3 protein-coding genes are annotated in these 3,360 nt (G+C 74.7%); 2 read left to right on the forward strand and 1 reads right to left on the reverse strand.

Features of this window, described 5'->3' with window-relative positions; translation table 11 throughout:
• Positions 1–151: 151 nt before the first annotated feature.
• Positions 152–589, forward strand: a complete 438-nt coding sequence (locus ABZ449_RS41860; protein ID WP_360357348.1) for a hypothetical protein — start codon at positions 152–154, stop codon at positions 587–589.
• On the opposite strand, the gene ABZ449_RS41865 is transcribed toward ABZ449_RS41860, so the two are convergent.
• A complete protein-coding gene (locus tag ABZ449_RS41865; RefSeq protein WP_360357351.1) occupies positions 590–1,960 on the reverse strand; it encodes a glycosyltransferase 87 family protein in 1,371 nt (456 codons plus the stop codon). It lies immediately after the preceding gene.
• A 216-nt stretch (positions 1,961–2,176) separates the two neighbouring features.
• Between ABZ449_RS41865 and ABZ449_RS41870 the strand changes: the two genes are divergently transcribed.
• On the forward strand, positions 2,177–3,313 hold the full coding sequence (locus tag ABZ449_RS41870; RefSeq protein WP_360357354.1) for a glycosyltransferase family 4 protein: 1,137 nt from the start codon (positions 2,177–2,179) through the stop codon (positions 3,311–3,313).
• Positions 3,314–3,360: the final 47 nt, after the last annotated feature.

The raw sequence follows: 3,360 nt of genomic DNA on the forward strand, positions 1-3,360 counted from the left end.
CGGCCGCGTAGGCGAAGAGCACTCGGTCCCAGCCGTGGTCCTCGTGCGCCCGGGCCAGCCGCAGGGTGTAGTCGCGGTCGAAGGCGGCGGTGGTGAGGTGCTGGTCAACCCGGAGGCGTACGGGCGGCTCAGCGGGTTCGGCCGTCAGGTGGTGATCACCCACGAGGCCACCCACGTCGCGACCAGGGCCGACACCCGGGCCTGGACGCCGCTGTGGCTCTCCGAGGGCGTGGCCGACTGGACCGCGTACCGCGACTCGGGCCGCCGCCCGCAGCAGATCGCCCCCGAGCTGGCCCGGGACGTCGCCGCCGGGAGGACGCCCACCGCGCTGCCCGCCGACCGGGACTTCGCCGCCGGGGCCACCGGCATCGCCCAGGCCTACGAGCAGTCCTGGCTGGCCTGCGAGCTGATCGCCCGCACCCACGGGCCGCAGCGGCTGGTCGCCCTCTACCGTGCGATCGGCGCGGCCGACGGGCAGGGCGAGGACCGGGAGCGCCGCACCGACCGGCTGATGCGCCGCGAGCTGGGCGTCGGGCTGGAGGAGTTCACCCGGCTCTGGCTGGAGCGGGTGGCGGAGCTGAAGGGCTGATCAGCGGCGCGGACCGGCCGGGGCACCCGGGTGGTCGATGCCGTCCAGCAGGTCCTGCTCGTAGGCGATGCCCGGGCGCACCGGGTAGCCGGCGGACGGCAGGGCGGCGGGCTCGCGGTCCAGCACCACGGTCGGCGGCAGCGGCGCCTCGCCGCGGGTGGAGCGCCAGAGCCGGACGCAGGAGAGCACGGTCGCGGCCAGCAGCAGCAGGTTGCGCAGGGCCAGCACGGTGACCGCCACCGGGTCGCTGGCCAGGACCTGGGTGAACATGGTCGGGAACTCGACCAGGGTCAGCGGGCAGGCGAGCAGGATCAGCGCCGCGACCGGCCGCTGGCTGCTGTTGCGCACGGTCAGACAGACCGCCGCGACGCCCACCAGCCAGACCAGGTACTGCGGGCTGATCACCCGGCTGGTCACCACGAAGATCAGCAGCGCGCACAGCGCCGCGTCGTACATGGTGGCCGCGTTGCGGCGCTTGGAGGTGAAGCGCCACAGCAGCAGCCAGGCGAAGCCCAGCACGGTGCCGGCCATCATCACCTTGCTGATCACGCTGACCCACGGCCCGAGCATCTCGGGGGAGCCGTAGTTCATCGTGACCCTGCCGTCCCAGCCGCCGGCGATCCGGGCGAAGTGCAGCGGCAGCGCGCCGAGCGACTCGACCTCGATGCCGCGGTCCTTCTGGAAGGCCAGGAACTCGAAGGCGCCGTTCATCCCGGCCGTCAGCAGGAAGCCGATCGAGACCGCGGTGGCCCCGGCCAACGTCCAGGAACGGCGGGTGCGGCGGCCGGAGGGGGTGCCGATCAGGCCGAGCAGCGGCCAGATCTTGACGATGCCGCCCAGGCCCAGCAGCAGCCCGCCGACCGCCGGGCGGCGGATCAGCGCCAGCAGACCGGCCAGGGCGATCGCGGTGACGATGACGTCGAAGCGGTTGTAGATCATCGGGCCGAGCAGCGGGACGCCCACCACCCACATCCAGGCGCCGGTCAGCGCCCGGCCCCGGCGCAGGCCGGTGCGCACCAGCAGCGCGGCCGCGGCGGCGTCGGCGATCCCGCAGATCACCCAGAACGAGACCAGGTAGGACCAGGGCAGCAGGCCCGGCAGCAGGATCACCAGGGCGGCGCCCGGCGGGTACTGCCAGGTCACGTCGTCGAACGGGAAGGTGCCGGTCTGGAGCACGCCGTACCAGGCGTGGTAGATCATCCAGACGTCCGCGGTGACGTCCCCGCCGGGCGCCTTCAGCACGCCCGTCGCCAGCAGCACCAGCAGCGCGCGGGTGGCGACCCAGGTGGCACCGAGCGCGGCGAGCGCCCCGAGCGGGCGGCCGAGGCGACCGCGCGAAGAACCGGACTCGATGGCCGGGGCCAATTCCACTGCGCTCCCTCGTTCGTCTCGGACGTCCCCACCGGAGGCGTCGTACAGACGGACGCCCGGGCCGCGGTTCCACCGACGGCCTAGGTACTAGGACAGACCCGGGGGTCAAACGGTTGCCGTGCGCGGTTCCGTTCCCGGCGGGTCGTGGTGTTGACCTATCGTACGGATCACCCAGCGGTACACCGCGCACCCCCCGACCGAGCGAGCCGTGGCCTGATGCACAGAACCTTGATCGTCACCAATGACTTCCCGCCCCGCCCCGGTGGCATCCAGGCCTTCGTACACAACATGGCCGTCCGTCAGCCCGCAGGCAGCGTCGTGGTGTACGCCTCGACCTGGCGGGACGGCAGCGAGGTGGCCCGGTTCGACGCCGAGCAGCCGTTCCCGGTGATCCGGGACCGGACGAAGGTGATGGTTCCCACACCGCGGGTCACCCGGCGGGCCGCCGAGATCCTGCGCGCGGAGAAGTGCGACTCCGTCTGGTTCGGCGCCGCCGCGCCGCTCGGGCTGATGGCGCCCACGCTGCGCGGGGCCGGGGCCGTGCGGCTGCTCGGCATGACCCACGGGCACGAGGCCGCCTGGGCCCAGCTGCCGGTCTCCCGGCAGCTGCTGCGCCGGATCGGCGCGGGCACCGACGTGCTGACCTACCTGGGCGAGTACACCCGCTCCCGGATCGCCGCCGCGGTCGGACCGCAGGCCGCGGCCCGGATGGTCCAGCTGCCGCCGGGCGTGGACGAGACGACCTTCCACCCGGGCTCCGGGGGCGCCGAGGTGCGCCGCCGGCTCGGGCTGACGGACCGGCCGGTGGTGGTCTGCGTCTCCCGGCTGGTGCCGCGCAAGGGCCAGGACACCCTGATCGAGGCGATGCCGCAGATCCTCGCCGACGTGCCGGACGCGGTGCTGCTGATCGTCGGCGGCGGCCCGTACCGGGCGGACCTGGAGAAGCTCGCCGACGCCACCGGCGTGCGCGCCTCGGTGCGCTTCACCGGCTCGGTGCCGTGGGAGGAACTGCCCGCCCACTACGGGGCCGGGGACGTCTTCGCGATGCCGTGCCGCACCCGGCGCGGGGGGCTGGACGTCGAGGGCCTGGGCATCGTCTACCTGGAGGCCTCGGCGACCGGCCTGCCGGTGGTCGCGGGGGACTCCGGCGGCGCGCCGGACGCGGTGCTGGAAGGCGAGACCGGGTACGTGGTGCCCGGCGGCTCGGCCTCGGCGGCGGCCGAGCGGATCGTCCGGCTGCTGCGCGACGAGGAGCTGCGGCGGCGGATGGGCGAGGCCGGGCGGCGCTGGGTGGAGCGCTCCTGGCGCTGGGACCTGCTGGCCGGGCGGCTGACCTCGCTGCTGGCGGCGTAGCCGGTACGGCGGTGGGGGGGGGGGGGGGCCGCCCCCCCCCCCCCCCC

The organism is Kitasatospora sp. NPDC005856, from assembly GCF_040629945.1.
In the GTDB taxonomy this organism is placed as follows: domain Bacteria; phylum Actinomycetota; class Actinomycetes; order Streptomycetales; family Streptomycetaceae; genus Kitasatospora.

Coding starts and splice junctions, on each gene's coding strand:
- ABZ449_RS41870 (WP_360357354.1), top strand. CDS start 2,177: ATGCACAGAACCTTGATCGTCACCAATGACTTCCCGCCCCGCCCCGGT.